Consider the following 18206-nt stretch of genomic DNA (forward strand, 5'->3'; position numbering starts at 1 on the left):
GCCCTGATGAGCAGCCTGTCCGTCTACCACGTCTCAAGCCCTGATATTCCCAACAAGGTGCTGACCCATTTCGAGGACATCGCGTCCACCCTGGCCGAGCAGGGCGTGCGGTTCGACCGTTGGCAAGCCGCAGCGAAAATCCAGCCCGGCGCCAGCCAGGAAGAAGTGGTCGCGGCGTACCAGGAACAGATCGACAAATTGATGACCGAGCGCGGTTACGTCACGGTCGACGTCATCAGCCTGAACAGCGATCACCCGCAAAAAGCTGAATTGCGCGCCAAGTTCCTGGACGAACATCGGCATGGCGAAGACGAAGTGCGATTTTTCGTCGCCGGCCGTGGGCTGTTCACCTTGCACATCGACGATTACGTCTACGCCGTGCTGTGCGAGAAGAACGATCTGATTTCGGTGCCGGCCGGTACCCCTCACTGGTTCGACATGGGTGAACATCCGCACTTCGTCGCGATCCGCCTGTTCAATAACCCTGAAGGTTGGGTGGCCAACTTTACCGGCGAAGACATCGCTAATCGCTTCCCGCGACTTGAGGACTGAGCGGATGCCAATCAAAGCGATCCTCACCGACATCGAAGGCACCACCAGCGCAGTGAGCTTTGTGTTCGACGTGCTGTTTCCCTACGCAGCCAAGCACCTGCCGGACTTCGTTCGGCAACAGGCCGGGCGCGCCGACGTGGCCGAGCAACTCGACGCAGTGCGCCGGGACAGCAACGAGCCACAGGCGGATGTCGAGCGCATCATCGAGATACTCCTTGGCTGGATTGGCGAAGACCGCAAGGCCACGCCGCTGAAGGCATTGCAAGGCATGGTCTGGGAGCAGGGGTATCAAGCGGGGCAATTGCAAGGCCATGTATATCCGGATGCTGTTGAAGCGCTCAACGCGTGGCACCAGGATGGTTTTAAACTCTATGTTTATTCGTCTGGCTCGATTCAGGCGCAAAAGCTGATTTTCGGCTGCTCGGAGGCGGGAGATTTGTCGCCGTTGTTCAGCGGCTACTTCGATACGACTTCGGGGCCCAAGCGCGAGGCGCAGTCTTATCAGCGGATCACCCAGGCTATTGGCCTGGAGGCGGCGCAAATCCTGTTCCTGTCAGATATCGTTGAGGAACTGGACGCAGCCCGTACAGCCGGCATGGCCACTTGCGGCCTGGCGCGGGAGGGTGGGGAGCTGGCCGGTCACTTGACCGTCGACAGCTTCACAAGCATTGATCCGACAAAGTACTAGACGGGCTCCCCCTTTGTAGGAGCGAGCTCGCTCGCGATGGTCGTCAACGATGACTCGGGAAGCCTAAGTGGCCAGGGTGCCTGGTAGTTTTTCGCGAGCAAGCTCGCTCCTGTAGCGGTCGGTACAGAATTCAAAGTCCACAGAAACAACTCAGGCCGTGGAGCGAAAGCTCTCACGGCCTGTCTGTTTAAAGCTCGACAGCTATTTACGCCGAATGGTAAGTCGGCAGCGCAAACCGTTGCTGGCTTTGCAGCATCGAAATTTGCGGCAGCTCACTGGCCTGCTCCGCAAGATCACGGCGAATCGCACTGATCACCCACGACAACTGGTCTCCAGCATGCAATTGCTGGTACGAAATAGACCGTTTGAAGACTTTGCCTTCCTCACTGCGCAGTGTCAGCAGGATACCGCCGTCGGGGCGTGGCTGAGTGTTCACTTCGAAGTTGGAGAACAGGGAGGTAAATTTTTCTTGGATCAGGCTCATGTCTATCAGCTCCGTTAGCACTTGATGGGCAAGCATGGAGAGGTAGTTGCACCCTTTGTGCCAGCATCTGAAAATAAAAAAAGTCTTTTAAATCAATGATATAAAAATTTAGGCAATTTTTTATTTCGTGCAATTTGCATGAATGGCTGTCGTGCATCCTGCATTTTGCGAGATTGCCGCAGTTTCAACGGAACCATTGGGAAAAAACGGGCTCGCTTGGTTGCCGGTCTGTCTCGCGGATACAAAACATTGCAAAAACCGCGTGTACAGGCCCTGAACCACTCACGTACTTTCGGCCTAAGACACCGCCACCCGACAATAAAAAGATCGAACGGGAGCAATCATGAGTCACGCGCTGAACGATACGATTACCTGGGGCATGATGCTGCGCAAGCTGCCCTCCATAGCCAAGGCCCTGCCACGGGTGGTCCGGGGCATGAAAGCCGCCAACGTCAAGGATCCGAACCAATCATGTGGCCTCGGCTGGAGCTTCGAGCAAGCGACGTTACGCAATCCCGATGGCCCGGCATTGCTTCAGGGCGACGTGCTCCTGACCTATGCCCAGGTCAACCAGTGGGCTAATCGCATTGCCCACCATCTGAGTGCCCAGGGCATCCGCAAAGGCGACGTGGTGGCGGTGTTCATCGAAAATCGCCCGGAACTGCTGGTGACTATCCTGGCGGTGGCCAAGGCGGGTGCGATCAGTGCGCTGCTCAATACCTCGCAAACCCGTGACACCCTGGTGCACAGCCTGAACCTGGTAACGCCTGCGGCGATCATCGTCGGCGAAGAGCTGGTGCCGGCATTTTCTGCTGTTCGCGAGCGGGTGGCGCTGGAGCCCGCGCGCGCTTGGTTTGTGGCGGATCAGGACACCTACCGGCACCCGGGCAATGCGCCCGACGGTTTCATCAACCTGATGGCGGCTATCGTCGACAGTCCGGCCGATAACCCGGTGACCAGCCAGCAGATTTTTTTCGACGATCCCTGCTTCTACATCTACACCTCAGGCACCACCGGATTACCCAAGGCGGGGGTGTTCAAGCACGGTCGCTGGATGCGCAGCTCCGCCAGTTTCGGCATGATCGCGCTCAACATGGGGCCGGACGATATCGTCTACTGTACCCTGCCGCTTTACCACGCCACGGGGCTTTGCGTTTGCTGGGGTTCGGCTATCAGCGGCGCCTCGGGGTTCGCCATTCGCCGCAAGTTCAGCGCCAGCCAGTTCTGGAACGATGTGCGCAAGTACCGCGCGACGACCCTCGGCTACGTCGGTGAATTGTGCCGCTACCTGGTGGACCAGCCGTCCAGCGTTGATGACAACCGGCACCGGGTCACCAAGATGATCGGCAACGGCCTGCGGCCCGGCGCCTGGGCTGAATTCAAGACCCGCTTTGCGGTGGATCACATCTGCGAACTGTATGCCGCCAGTGACGGCAATATTGGCTTCAGCAACATCCTCAACTTCGACAACACCGTCGGTTTTTCCCTGATGACATGGGAACTGGCCGCGTATGACCATGACAGCGGCCAACCACTGCGTGACGCCAGGGGGTTCATGCGCAAGGTTGCCAGGGGCGAGCAGGGGCTGCTGTTGGCGAAAATCGACGACAAGGCGCCGCTGGACGGCTACACCGACGCGCAGAAGACCGCAAAAGTGGTGCTGCAAGACGTGTTTGTAAAGGGCGACCGTTACTTCAATACCGGCGACCTGTTGCGCAACATCGGCTTCGGTCACGCGCAGTTTGTCGATCGCCTGGGCGATACCTATCGCTGGAAGGGCGAGAACGTCTCGACCACCGAGGTGGAGAACATCCTGCTGCAGCACCCCAATATTTCCGAGGCCGTGGCCTACGGAGTGGAAGTGCACAACACCAACGGGCGTGCCGGAATGGCGGCGATCACCCCGGCCGAATCCCTGGCGACCCTGGATTTCAGCGAGTTGCTGGCATTCGCCCGCGAGCAGATGCCTGCCTATGCGGTGCCATTGTTCCTGCGGGTGAAGGTGAAAATGGAGACCACTGGCACCTTCAAGTACCAGAAGACCCGGCTCAAGGATGAAGGCTTTGATCCTGGCAAAACCGGCGACGATCCCATTTATGCCTGGCTGCCGGGAACTCACACCTATGTGCAGGTGACAGAACAGGTGTTGGCCGAGATTTACGACGGCAAACACCGTTATTGAATCTGGCTATGACCCTTGATCAGAAAAAAGAAGTGACAGTCCCCAGACTGCTCGGGAAACTGTCGCCCTTTGCACCTACACAGAAAGTGGAGCCACCATGTCAGACCAAAGCCGCCAGATGACCCCCGAAGAAGCCGCCGAATTTGCCGAACAGGTATTCAACAAGGCGCGCGAGGGCGATGCGGCCATGATGGCAGCGTTACTGTCCAAAGGCCTGCCGCCGAACTTGCGCAACCACAAGGGTGACACCCTGTTGATGCTCGCTGCCTACCATGGTCATGTCGAGACGGTAAAAGTGCTGCTTGAGCACAAGGCTGATCCGGAAATCCGCAACGACAATGGCCAGAGCCCGATTGCCGGCGCGGCGTTCAAGGGCGACCTGGCGGTGGTCACAGCGCTGGTCGAGGGTGGCGCGCAGGTTGAAGGTTCGTCCTTCGACGGCCGTACTGCGCTGATGATGGCGGCCATGTTCAACCGCGTTGCTATCGTCGACTATCTGATCAGTAAAGGTGCCGACCCGAAGGCCAAGGATGCCAATGGCGTATCGGCGCTGGATGCCGCGAAGACGATGGGTGCAGTGGACACCACGGCGCAGCTGGAGAAATTGCTGAGCTAATGGCTCAAGCCGGGCGAAGAACCCGTGGCGAGGGAGCTTGCTCGCGCTTGGGTGCGCAGCACCCACAGGAATCTGCAGTGGACTTCTTATTTTTGGGCCGCTACGCAGCCCAGCTCGAGCAAGCTCGCTCGCCACAGGGGCTGTGACAGATTCAAAATCGCTTTGATTCAGTAGACCCAGACCTCAACCCGACGATTCCTGATCCGCCCCTCATCCGCGCTGTTTGCCGCCACCGGCATCTGGGCACCAAAGCCACGGATCTCGCGCAATACGACCCCGCTCTTGGCCAGTTCCCGTCGCACTGCCATGGCGCGCAGTTTCGATAACAGGTCAGCGCGCGCCGGGTCCGTCTTGGCATCACCAAATCCTACCAGCGTCACCTGCCGATCGGCTTTTTCGCGCTGCTTTATATAGTCGAGCACCCTCGACAGGTCCTGCCGCGCCTTGTTGTCCAGAGTGGCGCTGCCTTCTTCGAAGCGAAAATTCACGGTGAGGCGCTGTGCATGGCGGCTGAGGGTTTGATACTCATCTGGCATCAACGCATTGGGTAGGACAGTCATGGCCTGGACGGTTTGCGCGATAAACCCGTTGGCTGCAACGATGCCCTGGCCCTGGTTGCCCTGGGTGAACTTCACCAACGCCTGCGCCCATGGATTGCTGCCCTTGGGCGGCAGGTAGAGGAACAGCCGACGTGACAGCGGATAGTCTTCGGTGGCGATCAGGTTGTTCAGTGGCAGCATCGCCTGGGAAGCGCCGTCTGCAACCGCCACGGCTTTGGCCTGACGCACATAAGGCAAGCCGATAAAACCGATGCCTTGAAGATCGCGGCTGACGGCATCGGACAATTGCTCGCTGGACTCGAAGCGTTTTGCGCTGACGCTCAGGCTTTTCCCGCGGGGGCTGAGGACCAGTTCCTTCAAGGTGTCGTAGGTGCCGGATTGATCATCGCGCGCATAGAGATGAATAGCGCCACCGCTGCCGCCGACTTGTTCCCACGTCCTGATGTCTCCGCTGAAGATGCTCGCCAGTTGCTCGGTGGTCAGTTGTTTCAGCGGATTGTTTGGGTGGAGGATGATCGCCAAACCGTCGATCGCGATGACCTGCTCGGCGCCGGTACTCTTCAGGTCGCCCAGGAATTGCAGGCTGGCCAGTTCGCTTTCCTTGATCGGTCTTGAGGAGGCCGCGAGATCGGCAGAGCCGCTTTGCAGCGCAGTGAAGCCAGTGCTGGAACCGTGCGCGGCGATCTCTACTTCGATCCGACGGCCCTCGGCGGTTTCGCCGACGATGCGCAATTCGTTGGTCTTGTCCGGCTTTACGCGACGAACCTTGAGCAAGCCTTGCTCGTGCATCAGGCCTTCGACCAACGCCGGGCCCAAGGCTGCGCCGATGGTGTTGGAACCCTGGATGCGCAACACCGGGCCGTGTTCGGGCAGCGGTAACGCGGCAGCCAACGCCGATACGGGGAGCGCGATACCCAGCATCAACAGGAACAAAACGCGCAGCATCATGCCGGCACCCTACAAAACAAAGGAAGTGCCGGGAGATTAAGTCAGTAGGGTTTCACAAAGATGACAGGTCAAAAGATCGCAGCGTGCTTAGGCGCTGTGCAGGAGCTGTCGAGTGAAACGAGGCTGCGATCTTTTAATCTCAACTCAACTCAAGCCAGATCGGCGCATGATCCGACGGCTTTTCCATCCCGCGCAATTCATAATCCACCCCCGCGTCCTTCACCCGCGGCAACAAACCATGGGAAGCCATGATCAGGTCGATCCGCAGCCCACGCTTGGGTTCATCTTCAAACCCGCGGCTACGGTAATCGAACCAGCTGAAGCGATCCGCCACGTCCGGGTTCAGGTGCCGGAAGCTGTCCACCAGGCCCCAGTTCTTCAAGCGCGCCATCCACTCACGCTCTTCCGGCAGGAAGCTGCACTTGCCGGTCTTCAACCAGCGCTTCATGTTGTCCGGCCCGATGCCGATGTCGCAGTCTTCCGGGGAGATGTTGACGTCACCCATCACGACGACCGGCTGTTCATTGCTGAACTGACTTTCCAGCAGTTGCTGCAAGTCGCTGTAGAAGCGTTCCTTGGCGGGGAACTTGGTGGGGTGATCACGGCTTTCACCTTGTGGGAAATAGCCGTTCATGATCGTCACCGGCACGCCATTGGCGTCAGCGAATTTGCCCCAGATGAATCGACGCTGGGCGTCTTCCTCGTCGGTGGTGAAACCTTTGTGCAGCTCCAGGGGTTCCTGGCGAGAGAGCAGGGCAACCCCGTAGTGGCCTTTTTGCCCATGGAAATACACGTGATAACCCAGCGCTTGCACCTCGGCCAGCGGGAACTGGTCGTCGTGGACCTTGGTTTCCTGCAGTCCGATCACGTCGGGCTGATGCTTCTCAATCAGCGCCGCCAACTGATGCGGGCGAGCACGCAGCCCGTTGATGTTGAAGGAGACGATCTTCATGGCCGGCAGTCCTGGCAAAAGGGCGATGCTAGCTGACATGGGGACGGGGGGCTAGCTGTTGGTGCAGTAGCCTACCCTTTTAACAACGCTTGCTCGTGATGATGTTGTCTTAGTCAGCATCCGTGACCTATATCAACCGCTATCGCGAAGGAGTTTTGCGCCTACAAATCGTGCGCAATCCTTAGCGAGCGCCTCACCAATCAGCGCAGCACGCCTGCATGAAGTCCAGTTCACCCGCTATTCGCCTCGTTGGCCTTTGTAGCGCACCTAGCATTTTCATGTGCGTTTGCGAAGTTGGTTTATTATATCTATGTGGGCAGTATCGTAATTTGGTATGGCTTTTTTCAGGTCTGCATAATACGAATTGGCATCTCGCATAAACTCGAATTGGTCGATAAGCCTACTCCGGATATCCTGCGGCCGGTATTTGTTCGGTTCAATCATTTCAGCTGCCTTTTTGTGAAGGCTTAGGCTTTTTTTAATAAAATCGCTCACGTTGTCAGGGGTGAGCTTAGAAACATTTGCTATGCTTGAAGGATTAGATATTGTTTCGATAGTACCTATAAGTATATAGCTTGTTTTTTTTATTGAACGTCCAAATTCATCAGATATTTTTCTCTGCCCGTTTTTTGTGTATTTGTCGAGGTTGATTGTGCGCTTTAAGTCGCCTTTGGCTATGTAGTCACCGTATTTTACTGTTGGCATCTTATTGGGGGCTTGCATTTCATCTGCAAGATTAGCGGCCTTTAGAGATGAAATACTTTTTTTTCCTATTATCCCAAACCATCGCATGCTGCCATTTGGATCCGACCAGTTTATCGGGTCATTCCCACAGTACGCATAAGCATTGACACCACCCTCTCCAAACGGACTCAACTTGTCCGGGCAGTTGAATCTCATTAATACCGGGTTGTACTGCCGATATCCATTACCCAAATGATAATGCCCGGTTACCCGGTCTGGCGGTTCTCCGTTAAACCCTAACAGGCTCAGCAGGCCTTGCGAAAACGGTCGATGCCCATAGGGCAAGTAGGCGATGTTATGCGGTAGCAGCGAATTCAGTGCGTTCAACACCGAGCGTTGTTGATCGGTTGCCAGTAGCGTGGTCTCTACCTTGGGGCCCAGATGGTTGTGTTGCGCCAACACCTGGTCGTCGTGCTGGAAGATGCTGCGCTTCTCGGCGTTCTGGATTTCCGTGGTCAGACGATTTTGGCAATAAAAGCGCTGGAGGTGAGCCTGGCGGTCTGGCGTCCAGGTGATAGAGCGATCCAGTGCGTCATAGTGGTAGCGGCACAACACGGTTTGAAGTGGTGATGTCGGCATTCTCTGATCTCCGGGCCGAGTGTCGAAACTATTGCCAGAGCATCGGCTTAATCACAGATTTTGCCCACTAGCAGAACTGCTAGGGCAGTGGGTGTATGGTCGGGCGGTTTAAGCCCGATCAAAAGATCGCAGCCTCTTTTCACTCGACAGCGCCTACCAGCATCCCATTGCCATCGCGGCTCTCTCGCACACACCCGATCCACTTGGTCTATACATTGATAGACCCAGCGCAACCGCTGTTTTCATCCCAGCAAGGAACTGTGCCCACACCCAGAGGCTCGTACCAACAAGAGCGCCGCCATTTTGAGTGGTGCCCCGGGGAGATTTGCCGTTATGCCCGAAACCTCGACCGCCATTGCCGATATCCACATGCTCGACAGTGGCTACTCCCGCGAAGCCCGTTCGTTGCTGTACCAGGCCTATCGCCACGAGCCGACGTTCAGCTATCTGTTCGAAGCCGAGCGTCCCGGCTACGAGCAGCGAGTGCGCGCCACCGTGCGCGAGCTGGTCAAGCAGCATTTCCTCCAGGACTTGCCCGCCATCGGCCTGCTGGTCAACGACCGCCTGATCGGCATCGCCCTGATCGCGCCGCCGCAACGTCGCCTGGGCATCACCGAGAGCTGGGCCTGGCGTTTGCGCATGGTGCTCAGCACCGGGTTCCGTTGCACCCGCCGCTACCTGGAATACCACGAAGCGGTCATGGCGTGTGTGCCGTCCGACTCGGTGCACCTGCTGCCGTTGCTTGGTATTCATCCGCAATTTCAGGGCAAGCACTTCGGCGAACAATTGTTACAGGCTGTGCACAACTGGTGCGCCGTCGATGAGCACTCCCAAGGGGTCGTGCTGGACACCGGCAACCCGCGTTACCTGGAGTTCTACAAGCGCCAGGGCTATGAGGAGATCGGTGAAGTGGCCATTGGCCCGGTGCGTGAGCACGTATTTTTCCACGCCAACCCCCAGGTCCTGCAAACCGCAACCGCATAAAGGACGAACTTTCCGCGCACGCCAGGCTCTATCAGGCTCCCAAGCTCGTGATAGCATCCGCGCCTATGAAGTTTCCAGGAAGAATTACCAGTAGCGTGCTGATGCTGTTAACCAGCTGCGCGGCGCTGGCGCAAAGTGAATTGGATGTGCGGGTCAAACCGTCCAACGATGAACTCAAGGCCAATATAGAGGGCTATATCGGCAGCCTCGGCGATCGTGACGAAGAAGCCTTGCTGCGCTTCAGCCGCGGTGCCGAGGAACAGGCGCGCAAGGCCGCCCAGGCCCTGGGCTTTTACCAGCCGCAGATCGACACGGACGTGAAGGGCGGTAAGACCCCACGGCTGATTCTCGATATCGATCCCGGCGAGCCCATTCACCTGCGCAATGTCACCTTACGAATCGAGGGACCTGCGGCGTCGCTCAAAGCCTTTCGTGTTCCCAAAAGTGCGGCGCTGAAAACCGGCGCAGTGCTCAATCATGGCCATTACGAAGACGCCAAGCGCCTGATCCAGAACCAGGCGTCGCGTTTCGGTTTTTTCAGCGGGCATTTTTCCCACCAGACTCTGTCGGTAGACCCGCGCGCCGGTGTGGCCGATATCGACCTGGTCTACGAGAGCGGCCCGCGTTACTCCTTGGGCAAGATCAGTTTCCAGGGCGACACGCCATTCGACGAGGACTTGCTCAAGCGCATGGTGCCGTTCAAGGAGGGCGCTGCGTACGACTCCGAGCTGATCGCCGAACTCAATCAGGCCATGCAATCGAGTGGTTATTTTGAAAGTGTGCGGGTTGACGCCGCACCCACCGCATCGACAAACAACGTGATCCCGGTCAACGTCAAGCTCGACACCCGCAAGCCACGCACCATGGGTCTCGGCCTGGGTTATTCGACTGACGTCGGCCCCCGGGTCAAGGCCAACTGGACCCGGCACTGGGTTAATCCCCAGGGCCACAGCTACGGCTGGGAAACCGAGGTATCGGCACCACGGCAGAACGTTGGGGTTTTCTACGACATCCCCCTGGACCCGCCATTGACCGACAAGCTGCGGTTCGCCGGTGGCTACCAGAGCGAAGAAATTGCCGACAAGGATTCCCTCAGCAAGCTACTTACGATAGGTCCCGAGTGGCACAGCAAGTTGCCCAGCGGCTGGCAGCGTGTGGTGTCGCTGAAGTGGCAGCGCGAGGAATATCGACTCGGCGACGACTCAGGGCTCAGTAACCTGCTGATGCCCGGGGTCAGTTATTCCTATCTGAAAAGCGACAACCGCATTGATCCGCACAACGGCTATCGCCTGCAATTCGAGACCAAGGTGGCCAAGGAAGGATTGGGCTCGGACAATAATCTGCTATACGGCACGGCGCTGGTCAAAGGCCTGACCACGGTGTTCGACAAGCACCGTTTCCTTGGCCGGGTCCAGGTCGGCGGCAGTGCGACCAACGGCTACAAATCGGTTCCGCCGTCGCTGCGCTTCTTCGCGGGTGGTGATCAGAGCGTGCGCGGTTACGACTACCAGAGCCTGTCCCCGGAAAACTCCGAGGGCGACCGGATTGGTGGCCGGTACATGGTCACCGCCAGTGCCGAGTACCAGTACTCGGTCGCCGAAAAATGGCGGGTGGCGACCTTTGTCGACCAGGGAAACTCCTTTAATACGCTCGAATTGCCGAACCTCAAGACCGGCGTCGGTATCGGTCTGCGCTGGATTTCGCCGGTGGGGCCGATCCGCCTCGACCTGGCCCACGCGCTGGATGACGACGGCGGCGTTCGACTGCACTTTTCCATGGGGCCCGAGTTGTGAATCGTGGTTTGAAGATAACGCTGCTGGCCGTCCTCGGCCCGTTGCTGCTGGTTATTCTGGCCGCCTCAACCGTGCTCGGCACGGCGGTGGGCAGTCGCTGGACGTTGGGTTTTGTGCCGGGCCTGAGCGTGGACAACTTTCAGGGACGCCTGGGCGGTCAATGGAGCGCCGACCACCTGGTGTGGCAGCAGGGCAGCAGCCGGGTGGAGCTGAACAAGGCCATCTTCGCCTGGTCACCCTGGTGTCTGTCGCGCCGGACCCTGTGCATCGAGCAGTTGCAGGCTGATCAGATCAGCCTGCGGTTTCCACCGGGTACCGATGAAGTCAGCAGCGCGCCAATTAGCCTGCCCGACCTGGACCTGCCGCTGGCCATCGAGCTGGGCGATGTCAAGATCGGGAGCCTGTGGTTCAACGGCAGCGAAGAACTCAGGGGCGTGCAACTGGCCGCGCACTGGACCGCCCAGGGCTTGAAGATTGACTCGGTCAAGCTGCAGCGCGACGAGCTAAGCCTGAATCTGTCCGGTTTGCTGCAACCCAGCGGAAACTGGCCACTTACCGCTGAAGGCAGCCTGACCCTGCCTGCGCCCGGCAATGGCCCTTGGGCGTTGGCCTTGAAAGTTGACGGAGACCTGCTGAAAACCCTCAACCTGAAGGCCGACAGCAGCGGGTACCTCAATGGGCAGTTGACGGGTGAGCTGCAACCGCTGGTGGAGAATCTGCCAGCCAAGGTGCGCATCACTGCTGACGGCTTCAAGGCCAGCGCCGATCTGCCCGATACCCTGCAACTCAATCAGCTCGAACTGTCAGGCGCCGGTGACCTGAAAAACGGCTACCAGCTGCTCGGCAAGGCCACGCTACCGGCGGAACAAGGCCCAGTCGCGCTGGCGCTGCAAGGCAAGGTTGACGCCAAGGGCGCGCAGATTGTCGGTCTGGACCTGAGCGCAAATGACAAACAGCACCTCAAACTCACCGGCCAGGTGGACTGGAGCAAAGGCCTCAGTGCCGATGCGAAGATCGACTGGCTGGACTTCCCTTGGCACAGCGTCTATCCGCTGATCGATGAGCCGGAAGTGGCGTTACGCAGCTTCAACGGCGAAGTCTCCTACACTGATGGCAACTACCTGGGGCACTTCACGGCCGCGCTGGATGGTCCGGCCGGCGCCTTCAGCCTGGAGAGTCCGTTCGCCGGCGACCTGACTAAAATCTACCTGCAACAAATCCAGCTCGAAGCCGGGCAGGGCAAGGCCCAGGGCCACCTGAACCTGAAATTCGCCGACGGCATCGCCTGGGATACCGCCCTGGATTTGTCGGCAATCGATCCGGCGTACTGGGTCGCGGAGTTGCCGGGCACTTTGGCCGGTCCGTTGCGCAGCAGCGGCGAAATAAAAGATGAAAAGCTCAGCCTCAGTGCCGACCTCGACCTAAAGGGCAAGCTGCGCGGTCAACCAGCGGTAATCCAGGCCAAGGCTGATGGTGGCGGTGAGCAGTGGAATCTCAGCAGCTTGCAGATTCGCCTGGGCGACAACAGCATCAATGGCAAGGGCAGCCTGCAGCAGAAACTCGTCGGCCAAGTCGATATCAAGATGCCACGTTTGGCTCAGCTGTGGCCGCAACTGCGTGGTCAGCTCAATGGCCGGGTGGACGTCGCCGGTACGCTCAAGGCGCCCCAAGGCAAGCTCGATCTGCAAGGCACTCAGTTGGCCTTCCAGGACAATCGCCTGCAAAGCCTGAACCTCGATGCGACCCTGGACAACGCGCAACGGGCGAAAATCGATCTCAAGGGCAGCGGTATCCGGGCCGGTGACACTGCGCTGGGCACGCTGACTGCCAGCGGCCAGGGTGATATCAAGAAGCAGAAATTCAGCCTCGATCTGCAAGGGCCGCAGCTTAAGCTCGCTCTTGGCCTGGATGGCGCACTCGATCAAGGTAACTGGCGCGGACGCCTGGCCTCTGGCGATATCCAGGCCGGTGGCCAGGACTGGAAGCTGCAAGGCCCGGCCAAGGTTGAACGCCTGGCCGACGGTAAAATCAACTTCGGCGCCCATTGCTGGCGTTCCGGCCCGGCCAGCCTGTGCGGTGAAGATCAGCGCCTGATGCCCGAGCCGAAGCTGCGTTATCACCTCAAGCAATTCCCGATCGAAAGCCTGGCGCAGTGGTTGCCCAAGGACTTCGCCTGGAAAGGCGCGCTCAACGCCGACCTGCAACTGGACCTGCCCGCCAGCGGGCCGAATGGCCAAATCAGCATTGATGCCAGCGGCGGTACCCTGCGAGTGCGCGACAAGGATCAGTGGCTGGACTTCCCGTACCAGGCCCTGCTGCTCACCAGCAAGATGACGCCCAAGCGCATCGACACTGACCTGAACTTCGTCGGCGGCAAGCTGGGTGAACTGCGGGTCCAGGCCCAGATCAACCCGTTGCCGGCGAACAAACCCATGAGTGGCACGTTCCGCCTCAGCGGCCTGGACTTGTCCGTGGCGCGGCCCTTTGTGCCGATGGTCGAAAAAATCACCGGGCGGCTCAATGGCAGCGGCACGATCGGCGGCACCCTGATGGCACCTTTGGTGAACGGCAACCTGCTATTGAGCGATGGCGCAGTGTCCGGGCCGGAGTTGCCGATGGAGCTGCAAACCTTGCAGCTCCAGGCAGTCATCGCCGGGGAAGCCGTGCAGTTGAACGGCGGCTGGAAAAGCGGCAAGACCGGGCAGGGCACACTCAACGGCAACATCGCCTGGGGCCAGGCACTGGTGGTGGACCTGGCACTCAAGGGCTCGCAACTGCCAGTGTCCGTCGAACCCTACGCCAAGCTCGAAGTCGCCCCGGACCTGAAAATCTCGATGAAAGGCGATGAACTGGCGGTTGCCGGCAAGGTGCTGGTGCCCAGGGGCGAAATCACCGTGCGTGAGTTGCCGCCGTCTACGGTCAAGGTCTCCGATGACACCGTCATCGTTGGCCAGCAGACCGAGCAGGGCAAGCCGCCACTGGCGATGAAGATGGACGTTGATGTGGAGGTTGGCTCCGACAAACTCAGCTTCGCCGGATTTGGCCTGACCGCCAATCTGCAGGGCCACGTGCATATCGGCGACAACATGGACACCCGCGGCGAGCTCTGGCTCAACGACGGCCGTTATCGCGCCTACGGCCAGCGCCTGACCGTGCGCCGCGCACGGTTGCTGTTTGCCGGACCGCTGGATCAACCGTACTTGGACATCGAGGCCATCCGCCAGACCGATGACGTCATCGCCGGTATCCGCCTGAGCGGCAGCGCCGAGCAGCCCACCACACAGATTTTCTCGGAACCTGCGCTCAGTCAGGAGCAGGCTTTGTCCTATCTGGTTCTGGGGCGGCCGTTGAGCACCGATGGCGGCGACAACAACATGCTCGCTCAAGCAGCGCTGGGCCTGGGGTTGATGGGCAGCGCCGGGGTGACCGGCGGGTTGGCCAAGAACCTGGGCATCCAGGACTTCCAGCTCGATACCCAGGGCAGCGGCGACCAGACCGCTGTGGTCGCCAGCGGCAACATTTCGGAAAAACTCAGCTTGCGGTATGGGGTGGGGGTGTTCGAGCCGGCGAATACCATCGCGCTGCGTTACAAACTGAGCAAGAAGGTCTACCTGGAAGCGGCAGGTGGCGTGGCGAGTTCGCTGGATATCTTCTACAAGCGGGATTTCTAAGCCGCGCTCCCTCTGAAGCCGAGTCGCTGCCTTCGCGAGCAAGCCCGCTCCCACAGGATCTCATTTCCTGCAGGGGGCTCATTCCCACAGGGGTCTCATTCCCGGAGGAACCACTCCCACAGGTGTAATACCGCGCCTGTGGGAGCGGGTTTGCTCGCGAAGGCGTCAGCACAGCCGCCACATAATCCCCCGTTCATCACTGAAATACAAAGCACCCTAACTATTATGTTGACATTCGCTGCCTAGGCAGTAACATCTCGTCATACATTCTCTGCCTAGGCAGCTAATTGGTGACCAGATGAAACACTTCACCCCGGACGACTTCAAGAACTGCCACCTCGGGCTCCTGCTCGGGCGCGCGGCGCTGCTTAAGGACCGGATCATCGACACCCACATGGAACCCCACGGCATCACCGCCGCGCAGTTCAAGGTGCTGATCATCATGGCCCAGTTCGGCGTCGACACCCCGGCCGAGTTATGCCGGCATCTGTCCCTGGACAGTGGTTCCATGACCCGAATGCTTGATCGCCTGGAGCACAAAGGTTTCCTCGCCCGTCGGCGCTCGGAAGCTGACCGTCGTCAAGTGCAGCTTGTACTCACCGCGCAAGGCCAGCAGCTCGCTGACCGCCTGCCGGACATCGGCGCGGCCGCCATGAATGAGCTGGCTGGGGCGATCACCGAGCAAGAACTGGCAACCCTGGAACAGATCCTGAAGAAAATTTTGGTCGCCGCGGGTGATTCGATCACCCTGCTGCGGGTAGGTGATAAATGAGCAGTACAATCTCGCGCGCCGGCTTGAGCCTGGTGCTGTTGGCCATGACCCTGGCGGGCTGTGCCAGTTACAGTGGTTTGAACACCCAAGGCGTCAGTCTTGATGCCAAAAGTCTCAAGGCCGGTCAGTCCCTGACCGGCGTCACGCTGTCGCCAGCTGCCTGGCCTAAAAGCGACTGGTGGAAGAGCCTCGGCGACCCGCAACTTGATGGGTTGATCCGCGAAGCCCTGCAAGACAGCCCCGACATGCAGATTGCCGAGGCTCGCGCCCATCAGGCCAGCGCCGCAGCCTATGCCGCCAATGCCGAGCGCATGCCGACGCTCGATGCCAGTGCCGGCGTCAGTCGTTCCCGGCTGGCTCGGGACCAGGACCCTCAGGGGCAGGGCGGTGCTTACTCGACCCTGCGCAACCTCGGTGCTAGCTTCAATTACAACTTTGACCTCTGGGGTGGCCAGCGTGACGCCTGGGAAGCGGCACTGGGTGAGGCCCGTGCTGCCGAAGTCGACCAGCGGGCGGCTCAGTTGACCTTGTCCGCCGATGTCGCCCGGGCCTATAGCGATCTGGGCCAAGCCCACATCATCCATGACCTGGCCAGCGAAGACCTCAAACGTACCCGGCAGATGCTCGATCTGAGCAGGCGCCGCCTGAGTTCGGGGATCGACAGCCAGTATCAGTTCCAGCAGACCGAAAGCCTGGAAGCCAGCTCGGAAGCCAGCCTGATCGACGCCGAAAAGCGCCTGAACAGCGCAAAGATTGCCCTGGCGGTGCTGCTCGGCAAAGGCCCTGATCGTGGCAATGAAATCGCCCGGCCAAAAGTCCTCCAGGCCAGTGCTGTGGCACTGCCATCGGTACTGCCTGCCGAATTGCTCGGGCGCCGACCGGACCTTATCGCTGCACGCTGGCGGGTCGAAGCTACGAGCAAGAACATCGCCGCCGGCAAGACGCGTTTCTACCCCAACCTCAACCTGAGCGCGGCTGCGGGCTTCGAATCGCTGCTAGGGGATGCGATGTTCGGTTCGGCCAGTCGTTTCTTCAGCGTCGGGCCGACAATTTCCCTGCCGATTTTCGATGGCGGCCGCCTGCGTGCCGACCTCGATTCGCGCGACGCCGACTACGACCTCGCAGTGGCGCAGTACAACAAAAGCCTGGTCAAGGCACTCGGCGATGTCAGCGACTCGATCAATCAGCTGCGCGATATCGGCCGGCAGATCGGCGTGCAGCAGCACGCCACCGACATCGCTCAGGATTCCTACAACACCGTGGTCCAGCGCTACGGTTCCGGCATCGGTAACTACCTGGACGTGCTCAGCATCGAACAGCAATTGCTCCAGGCCCAGCGTCAGCTGGCCAACCTGAATGCCGAGCAGATCGACCTGTCGATCCAACTGATGCAGGCGCTGGGAGGCGGCTTCCAGGGCGACACCCTGGTGACCTCCACCTCAGCCACGCAGAACAACTAATTCAAGGTAACTGTCATGGCCACTGCCGAAAACACTCAAGCCCCTGATGCTCCACAGGACACCGGCAATCCGCGCAAGCGCAAGATCATGCTGGTGATTCTGGCCATTGTAGTGATCCTCGCCGGTGCCGGCGTCTGGGCGTATCACGAGCTCTACGGGCGCTGGAACGAGAGCACCGACGATGCCTACGTAAACGGCAACGTGGTGGAAATAACCCCGCTGGTCACCGGGACCGTGGTCAGCATCGGTGCCGACGATGGCGACCTGGTGCATGAAGGCCAGGTGCTGATCAACTTCGACCCGAGCGACGCAGAAGTCGGGCTGCAAAGTGCCCAGGCTAATTTTGCCCGCACCGTGCGTCAGGTTCGCGGCCTTTACAGCAATGTCGACGGCATGAAAGCCCAGGTCAACGCGCAGCAGGCGGAAGTGCAGAAGGCTCAGGACAATTTCAATCGGCGTAAGAATCTGGCGGCTGGCGGGGCGATTTCACAGGAAGAACTGTCCCACGCTCGCGACGACCTGACCTCGGCGCAAAACGCCCTGGCCAATGCCCGCCAGCAACTGAAAACCACCAGCGCTCTGGTGGACGATACCGTGGTTTCGTCGCACCCGGACGTCATGTCCGCCGCAGCCCAATTGCGCCAGGCCTACCTGACCAACGCCCGCAGCACCCTGATCGCTCCGGTTACCGGTTATGTCGCCAAGCGCACGGTGCAACTGGGCCAGCGGGTTCAACCGGGCACCGCGTTGATGGCGGTGATTCCCCTGGATCAACTGTGGATCGACGCCAACTTCAAGGAAACCCAGCTGCGCGACATGCGCATTGGGCAGCCGGTTGACATCGAAGCCGATCTCTATGGCAGCGATGTGAAATACAGCGGCACCATTGACAGCCTTGGTGCTGGTACCGGCAGCGCGTTCGCCCTGCTGCCGGCGCAGAACGCTACCGGTAACTGGATCAAGATCGTCCAGCGGGTGCCGGTGCGTATTCACATCAACGCAGAAGAATTGGCCAAACATCCCCTGCGCGTCGGGTTGTCGACCCAGGTTGATGTGAACCTGCACGACCAGAGTGGTCCGGTGCTGGCGCAACAGCCGCCGCAAAAGGCCTCTTTCAGCACCAACGTCTACGACCGTCAGTTGGCCGAAGCCGATGCAATGATCGCCCAACTGATCCACGACAACAGCGCCGCGGCCAGCAAGACCGCACAACGCTGATTC

Annotated in this window: 14 protein-coding genes; 10 read left to right on the top strand and 4 right to left on the bottom strand. The window is 59.5% G+C overall.

Annotated elements, in window-relative coordinates; translation table 11 throughout:
* The first annotated feature begins 6 nt into the window (after positions 1-6).
* Positions 7-552, top strand: a complete 546-nt coding sequence (locus L9059_RS13825; protein WP_247291586.1) for a 1,2-dihydroxy-3-keto-5-methylthiopentene dioxygenase — start codon at positions 7-9, stop codon at positions 550-552.
* Positions 553-556: 4 nt separating this feature from the next.
* Positions 557-1240, top strand: coding sequence for an acireductone synthase (gene mtnC, locus L9059_RS13830; protein ID WP_247291587.1), 684 nt, complete (start codon positions 557-559; stop codon positions 1238-1240).
* A gap of 205 nt (positions 1241-1445) precedes the next feature.
* Here the strand turns inward: mtnC and L9059_RS13835 are convergent, their stop codons facing one another.
* Positions 1446-1724, bottom strand: coding sequence for a DUF3509 domain-containing protein (locus L9059_RS13835; RefSeq protein WP_247291588.1), 279 nt, complete (start codon positions 1722-1724; stop codon positions 1446-1448).
* A gap of 343 nt (positions 1725-2067) precedes the next feature.
* Here L9059_RS13835 and L9059_RS13840 point away from each other — a divergent pair, with 343 nt between their 5' ends.
* Positions 2068-3906, top strand: a complete 1839-nt coding sequence (locus L9059_RS13840) for a long-chain-acyl-CoA synthetase (protein WP_247291589.1) — start codon at positions 2068-2070, stop codon at positions 3904-3906.
* Between the two features lie 97 nt (positions 3907-4003).
* Positions 4004-4522: an ankyrin repeat domain-containing protein gene (locus L9059_RS13845; protein ID WP_247291590.1), complete on the top strand. Its 519-nt coding sequence runs from the start codon at positions 4004-4006 to the stop codon at positions 4520-4522.
* Between the two features lie 167 nt (positions 4523-4689).
* On the opposite strand, the gene L9059_RS13850 is transcribed toward L9059_RS13845, so the two are convergent.
* From L9059_RS13850 to L9059_RS13860, 3 genes are all read right to left on the bottom strand, one after another.
* On the bottom strand, positions 4690-6030 hold the full coding sequence (locus L9059_RS13850) for a substrate-binding domain-containing protein (RefSeq protein WP_247291591.1): 1341 nt from the start codon (positions 6028-6030) through the stop codon (positions 4690-4692).
* Positions 6031-6169: 139 nt separating this feature from the next.
* Positions 6170-6982: an exodeoxyribonuclease III gene (xthA, locus tag L9059_RS13855; protein ID WP_247291592.1), complete on the bottom strand. Its 813-nt coding sequence runs from the start codon at positions 6980-6982 to the stop codon at positions 6170-6172.
* A gap of 276 nt (positions 6983-7258) precedes the next feature.
* Positions 7259-8305 carry an RHS repeat-associated core domain-containing protein gene (locus L9059_RS13860; protein ID WP_247291593.1) on the bottom strand — a complete coding sequence of 349 codons (1047 nt, stop codon included), beginning with the start codon at positions 8303-8305 and terminating at the stop codon, positions 7259-7261.
* 333 nt (positions 8306-8638) lie between these two features.
* On the opposite strand from L9059_RS13860, the gene L9059_RS13865 reads away from it, so the two are divergent.
* From L9059_RS13865 to L9059_RS13890, 6 genes are all read left to right on the top strand, one after another.
* Entirely contained in the window at positions 8639-9289 is a 651-nt protein-coding gene (locus L9059_RS13865; protein WP_247291594.1) for a GNAT family N-acetyltransferase, read from the top strand.
* Positions 9290-9354: 65 nt separating this feature from the next.
* Complete coding sequence (locus L9059_RS13870) at positions 9355-11082, top strand: autotransporter assembly complex protein TamA (protein ID WP_247291595.1); 1728 nt, start codon at positions 9355-9357, stop codon at positions 11080-11082.
* Positions 11079-14753 (top strand): translocation/assembly module TamB domain-containing protein, encoded by a 3675-nt coding sequence (locus tag L9059_RS13875; RefSeq protein WP_247291596.1) that lies wholly within the window; start codon positions 11079-11081, stop codon positions 14751-14753. The genes L9059_RS13870 and L9059_RS13875 overlap by 4 nt, the downstream gene beginning before the upstream one ends.
* Positions 14754-15051: 298 nt before the next feature.
* Entirely contained in the window at positions 15052-15525 is a 474-nt protein-coding gene (locus L9059_RS13880) for a MarR family winged helix-turn-helix transcriptional regulator (RefSeq protein ID WP_247291597.1), read from the top strand.
* Positions 15522-16985, top strand: coding sequence for an efflux transporter outer membrane subunit (locus L9059_RS13885; RefSeq protein ID WP_247291598.1), 1464 nt, complete (start codon positions 15522-15524; stop codon positions 16983-16985). The genes L9059_RS13880 and L9059_RS13885 overlap by 4 nt, the downstream gene beginning before the upstream one ends.
* 15 nt (positions 16986-17000) lie before the next feature.
* On the top strand, positions 17001-18203 hold the full coding sequence (locus L9059_RS13890) for an HlyD/EmrA/EmrK family protein (protein ID WP_247291599.1): 1203 nt from the start codon (positions 17001-17003) through the stop codon (positions 18201-18203).
* The last annotated feature ends 3 nt before the right edge of the window (positions 18204-18206 follow it).

It is taken from the genome of Pseudomonas violetae, assembly GCF_023072615.1.
Lineage (GTDB): Bacteria > Pseudomonadota > Gammaproteobacteria > Pseudomonadales > Pseudomonadaceae > Aquipseudomonas > Aquipseudomonas violetae.

Excerpts from the sequence above, each read along its gene's own strand:
- L9059_RS13825 (WP_247291586.1), top strand. The coding sequence starts at position 7 with ATGAGCAGCCTGTCCGTCTACCACGTCTCAAGCCCTGATATTCCCAAC.
- mtnC (WP_247291587.1), top strand. The coding sequence starts at position 557 with ATGCCAATCAAAGCGATCCTCACCGACATCGAAGGCACCACCAGCGCA.
- L9059_RS13835 (WP_247291588.1), bottom strand. The coding sequence starts at position 1,724 with ATGAGCCTGATCCAAGAAAAATTTACCTCCCTGTTCTCCAACTTCGAA.
- L9059_RS13840 (WP_247291589.1), top strand. The coding sequence starts at position 2,068 with ATGAGTCACGCGCTGAACGATACGATTACCTGGGGCATGATGCTGCGC.
- L9059_RS13845 (WP_247291590.1), top strand. The coding sequence starts at position 4,004 with ATGTCAGACCAAAGCCGCCAGATGACCCCCGAAGAAGCCGCCGAATTT.
- L9059_RS13850 (WP_247291591.1), bottom strand. The coding sequence starts at position 6,030 with ATGATGCTGCGCGTTTTGTTCCTGTTGATGCTGGGTATCGCGCTCCCC.
- xthA (WP_247291592.1), bottom strand. The coding sequence starts at position 6,982 with ATGAAGATCGTCTCCTTCAACATCAACGGGCTGCGTGCTCGCCCGCAT.
- L9059_RS13860 (WP_247291593.1), bottom strand. The coding sequence starts at position 8,305 with ATGCCGACATCACCACTTCAAACCGTGTTGTGCCGCTACCACTATGAC.
- L9059_RS13865 (WP_247291594.1), top strand. The coding sequence starts at position 8,639 with ATGCCCGAAACCTCGACCGCCATTGCCGATATCCACATGCTCGACAGT.
- L9059_RS13870 (WP_247291595.1), top strand. The coding sequence starts at position 9,355 with ATGAAGTTTCCAGGAAGAATTACCAGTAGCGTGCTGATGCTGTTAACC.
- L9059_RS13880 (WP_247291597.1), top strand. The coding sequence starts at position 15,052 with ATGAAACACTTCACCCCGGACGACTTCAAGAACTGCCACCTCGGGCTC.
- L9059_RS13885 (WP_247291598.1), top strand. The coding sequence starts at position 15,522 with ATGAGCAGTACAATCTCGCGCGCCGGCTTGAGCCTGGTGCTGTTGGCC.
- L9059_RS13890 (WP_247291599.1), top strand. The coding sequence starts at position 17,001 with ATGGCCACTGCCGAAAACACTCAAGCCCCTGATGCTCCACAGGACACC.